The sequence below is a fragment of the Arthrobacter sp. RIT-PI-e genome, from assembly GCF_001187915.1.
In the GTDB taxonomy this organism is placed as follows: Bacteria; Actinomycetota; Actinomycetes; order Actinomycetales; family Micrococcaceae; genus Arthrobacter_D.
The window spans coordinates 1-4,550 of the sequence record NZ_LGIU01000030.1; the positions used below are offsets into that span (position 1 = coordinate 1).

5 protein-coding genes are annotated in these 4,550 nt (G+C 71.4%); 3 read left to right on the forward strand and 2 right to left on the reverse strand.

Features of this window, described 5'->3' with window-relative positions:
• Nucleotides 1-762 (forward strand): ROK family protein (locus AC792_RS01330; protein ID WP_049828796.1); only part of this gene is annotated, 762 nt, incomplete at its 5' end.
• A gap of 36 nt (nucleotides 763-798) precedes the next feature.
• Here the strand turns inward: AC792_RS01330 and AC792_RS01335 are convergent.
• Nucleotides 799-1,344: a hypothetical protein gene (locus AC792_RS01335; protein WP_049828797.1), complete on the reverse strand. Its 546-nt coding sequence runs from the start codon at nucleotides 1,342-1,344 to the stop codon at nucleotides 799-801.
• Between the two features lie 316 nt (nucleotides 1,345-1,660).
• On the opposite strand from AC792_RS01335, the gene AC792_RS01340 reads away from it, so the two are divergent.
• Together AC792_RS01340 and AC792_RS01345 are read left to right on the forward strand one after the other, a co-directional pair.
• Nucleotides 1,661-2,524 (forward strand): lysophospholipid acyltransferase family protein, encoded by an 864-nt coding sequence (locus AC792_RS01340; protein WP_082177243.1) that lies wholly within the window; start codon nucleotides 1,661-1,663, stop codon nucleotides 2,522-2,524.
• Nucleotides 2,525-2,656: 132 nt separating this feature from the next.
• Nucleotides 2,657-3,985 (forward strand): class II 3-deoxy-7-phosphoheptulonate synthase, encoded by a 1,329-nt coding sequence (locus AC792_RS01345; protein ID WP_082177244.1) that lies wholly within the window; start codon nucleotides 2,657-2,659, stop codon nucleotides 3,983-3,985.
• A gap of 110 nt (nucleotides 3,986-4,095) precedes the next feature.
• Here the strand turns inward: AC792_RS01345 and AC792_RS01350 are convergent.
• Nucleotides 4,096-4,550, reverse strand: a 455-nt coding sequence (locus AC792_RS01350) for a PASTA domain-containing protein (protein ID WP_152915967.1), incomplete at its 5' end; no start/stop codon positions are given.

Here is a 4,550-nt window from a genome sequence, read left to right on the forward strand (position 1 = left end):
GCCGCGGGGTGGATGGATCCCACCAACAGCACCGTGCTGTTCAGCCCGCACCTGGCCTGGCGCAACGAACCGCTCCGCCGGAACCTGGAGAAACTGCTCCGGCGTCGCGTGACCGTGGTCAACGACGCCGACGCCGCGGCCTGGGCCGAGTGGCGGTTCGGTGCGGGGCGGGACGACCCCCGCCTGGTGTGCGTCACCCTCGGCACGGGGATCGGCGGGGCCATGATCATGGGCGGCCGGCTGGAGCGCGGCAGGTACGGGGTGGCGGGGGAGTTCGGTCACCAGATCATCCAGCCCCAGGGTCACCGCTGCGAGTGCGGCAACCGTGGGTGCTGGGAGCAGTACGCCTCGGGCAACGCCCTGGGACGGGAGGCCCGTGAGCTCGCCGCCGCACGGTCCCCGGTGGCGCAGGCCCTGATCACCGCGTCGCGGGGGGAGGAGATCACGGGGGCGCTCGTCACCCGGCTCGCGACGGAGGGCGATCCGGCGTCACGTGAACTGGTGGACGACGTCGGTCAGTGGCTGGGCCTCGGTCTCGCCAACCTCGCGGCCGCGCTGGACCCGGGGACCTTCGTGATCGGCGGCGGCCTGAGCGCCGCCGGGGACCTCCTGCTGGAACCGGCGCGCCGAGCCTTCGGGCGGAACCTGACCGGACGCGGCTTCCGTCCCGCAGCCCGCATCGAACGCGCGGCGCTGGGTGCGGAGGCCGGTCTGATCGGAGCCGCCGACATGTCCAGGCTGCTGTCGAGGAGCCGGGCCTGACGCCTCGGGCAGACCCTCCCGGGCACCCGCGCGGGCTCAGACCTCCGCGCCGTCGTTCCCGGGGTCGCGGTGCCTGGGCAGCTTCGTCACCAGGTAGCCCGCCCCGGCGAGGAACACGACCAGCAGCCCGAGCCACGCGGCCATGGGTGCCGTACGCCAGAACATGGCGAACAGGAGCATGAGCACGGGCGCGCCGGCCGCGCCGATCCAGGCGAGGACGGTCAGCGGGTCGCCCGTGCCCAGCGGAGGCGGGTCCGCGGGCGTGAAGCCCTCGTCCTCGGGCTCGTCCGGTGGCGTGTGGTCCCGCGGACCCCGCGGCGTGAGCGGCTGGTTCCGGAAGATCGCCTCGACGCGCTCGCGGTCCGACGCCCCCGCGGGATCGTCGGCGGGTGCCGGGTCGGCCCCGTCGACGCCGGGATCCGGGTGCACGGTGTACTGACGTCCGGAGGGTCCCTGGGGCGGAGGAGCCTGGATCCCGGCGGCCGGGCCGGCATCCGGTGACGTCCCTTCGAGCCGCGCGACGAGGTCCTTCCAGACGGCGTCATCGGTGGATTCGTTCGGTTCCTGACCTCGGGGGCCCATACTTTGGTACCTGCTGTCGCGTGCTGCGGCCTGGTGCGGAGGATGTCCGTCCGGCACATGGGATTCAGGGGGAGTGCTGTGTCAATCGTGGACATCGTACGGCCCCACGTCAACCGCGGCGGCCGGTGCGCCGTGTGCAGGTGCCGCACCGGGACCCGCGGATGCGTCGTCCCCGGAGGTCGCGGGAGCGGCCGGGATGCCGTCCGGGGGGCGGCGCGGACCCCGCCCGTGCCGCGGGATCCTTAGAGTAGGCTTCCACAGGGAAAAGCGGGTGGCGTGCCGAGCGCCGCCCCGTCCGCGCAGGGAGGCTGGCAGCGTGTTCTATTGGGTGATGAAGCGGATCATCGTCGGTCCGATCCTCAACCTCCTCTTCCGGCCGTGGGTCAAGGGCCTGGACAACGTACCGGCCTCCGGGCCCGCGGTGTTCGTCAGCAACCACCTCTCCTTCTCCGACTCCATCTTCCTGCCCATCGTGGTGCCCCGGCCGGTGGTCTTCCTCGCCAAGTCCGAGTACTTCACGGGGAAGGGGATCAAGGGTCGTCTCACCGCCCTGTTCTTCCGGCTCTCCAACCAGCTGCCCATGGACCGCTCGGGCGGTGCGGCGTCGTCGTCCTCCCTCACGGCGGGGATGGAGATCCTGAACGGCGGCGGTGTGCTGGGCATCTACCCCGAGGGCACGCGGAGCCCCGACGGCCGGCTGTACCGGGGGAAGACCGGCGTGGCCAAGCTCGTGCTCGCCACCGGTGTCCCGGTGATCCCGGTCGCCATGATCGGCACGGACAAGGTGCAGCCGATCGGGCGCCGGATCCCCAACATCCGTCGCGTGGGCGTCATCATCGGTGAGCCGCTGGACTTCACGCGCTACGAGGGTCTCGGTGACGACCGCTTCGTCCAGCGCTCCGTGACCGACGAGATCATGTACGAACTCATGCGCCTCTCCGGCCAGGAGTACGTGGACGCCTACGCCAGCACGGTGAAGGACCGCATGGCCGCGGAGAAGGCGGCAGGGCGCAAGACGCCGAAGCCCGACGCCGACAACCGCCGGGCCGCGGTGAGGATCTCCACCGATCCCCCGGGCGGTCCCGCGCCGGGTGCCGTGACGGAGATCGGCCGGGCCCGGGCGCAGGAGCCGGACAGTGCCCCCGGCAGCGGCGAGGACGGCGCGCCGGCTCAGCGGTGAGCTCGGGTGTGACCCGGTGGGCCGTGTGATGACGCCCCCGAATCGGGGGATCCACCCTCCGACCAGTAGAATCCCGGTGTGACCGACTCATCTGCCCCCGTCCTTCCGCGCGCCGCGGAACCTGCCTCCCCCATGACCTCCGGCCTCGACGCCTGGCGCTCCATGGAGGCGGTGCAGCAGCCCTCGTGGCAGGACGCGGACGTGTATTCGGCGTCGGTCGCCGAACTCTCCACCCTCCCTCCCCTCGTCTTCGCGGGTGAGGTGGACGTGCTGCGCGACCGGCTGGCGGCAGCGGCCCAGGGTAAGGCGTTCCTGCTCCAGGGCGGGGACTGCGCGGAGACCTTCGGCGGTGCCACGGCCGACAAGATCAGCGCCCGTGTGCGGACCATCCTCCAGATGGCCGTGGTGCTCACCTACGGGGCGTCCCTGCCGGTGATCAAGATGGGGCGGATGGCGGGTCAGTTCGCCAAACCACGTTCCTCGAACGACGAGACGCGCGACGGCGTGACCCTCCCGGCCTACCGTGGGGACATGGTCAACGGGTACGACTTCACGCCCGAGAGCCGCGGACACGACGCCTCCCGGATGGTGAAGGCCTACCACACCTCCGCCTCCACCCTGAATCTCATCCGTGCCTTCACCCAGGGGGGCTTCGCCGACCTCCGGCTGGTGCACCACTGGAACAAGGGCTTCATGGCCAACCCTGCCCACTCACGCTACGAGTCGCTCGCTCGGGAGATCGACCGCGCCGTCCGTTTCATGGACGCATGCGGTGCGGACTTCGAGGCGCTCAAGCGCGTGGAGTTCTTCGCGAGCCACGAGGCGCTGCTGCTGGACTACGAGCGCTCGCTCACCCGGATCGACTCCCGGACGTCCCTGCCGTACGACACCTCCGCGCACTTCCTCTGGATCGGGGAGCGTACCCGGAAGATCGATGGCGCCCACGTGGACTTCCTGTCCCGCGTCCGCAACCCGATCGGCGTGAAGCTCGGGCCGTCCACCTCGAGCGACGACGCCCTCGCGCTGATCGACAAGCTCGATCCCGAGCGCGAGCCGGGCAGGCTCACGTTCATCACCCGCATGGGGGCGCAGAACATCCGGGAGAAACTGCCGAAGCTCGTGGAGCGGGTCACCGCATCCGGGGCGCAGGTCCTCTGGGTCACGGACCCCATGCACGGCAACACCGTCACCTCCCCGAACGGGTACAAGACCCGGAACTTCGACGACGTCATCGACGAGGTCCGCGGCTTCTTCGAGGTGCACAACGCGCTCGGCACGTTCCCCGGGGGTCTGCACGTCGAGATGACGGGCGACGACGTGGCGGAGTGCCTGGGTGGTGCGGACCCGATCGACCAGGACGCCTTCCTGGAGCGGTACGAATCGGTGTGCGACCCGCGCCTGAACCACATGCAGTCCCTCGAGATGGCCTTCCTCGTGGCCGGGGCGCTGTCGAAGAGCTGATGCACGTGTGACACCTGCCCGGAGCACGTCCGGGTGGTGACGAGGAGAAGGGCGGCTCCCCACGGGGGAGCCGCCCTTCTCCTCGTCCGGGCGACCGGCGTGTGCGGTTCTCAGGTGACGGTGATCCGGATGGTGCTGCCCTCCGGCTGCTCCCCCGTCGGGCTCTGCCCGGCCACCAGCCCGAGCACCGCGCTGCCGAACGTGTAGTCCACCTGCACGATGAAGCCGGCGTCCTCGAGGGCCGCGACGGCCCGTGCCTCGGTGAGCGAGAAGACGTTCGGCACCCTGACCAGGCGAGGGCCCTGCGAGAGCGTGAGCGTCACCGTGGTGCCGCGCTGCACGGCCCCGTCCGCCGGACTCTGCGCCAGGACGGCCCCGGCGGGCACCGTACCGCTGTACTCCCGGTCCCGGCTCACCTCCGCCCGGAGGCCGGCGTCCTCCAGGGCGGCGACGGCGTCGGCCTCGTCCGAACCCCTGACGTCCGGCACCGCGATCGGTGCCGGGCCACGGGAGACCACGAGCTCGACGGCGGTGCCGCGGGGCCGTTCCGCCCCCGCTCCGGGAT

What these genes read in the sequence shown, in the direction of transcription:
- AC792_RS01345 (WP_082177244.1), top strand. Translation starts at nt 2,657, where the DNA reads ATGACCTCCGGCCTCGACGCCTGGCGCTCCATGGAGGCGGTGCAGCAG.
- AC792_RS01335 (WP_049828797.1), bottom strand. Translation starts at nt 1,344, where the DNA reads ATGGGCCCCCGAGGTCAGGAACCGAACGAATCCACCGATGACGCCGTC.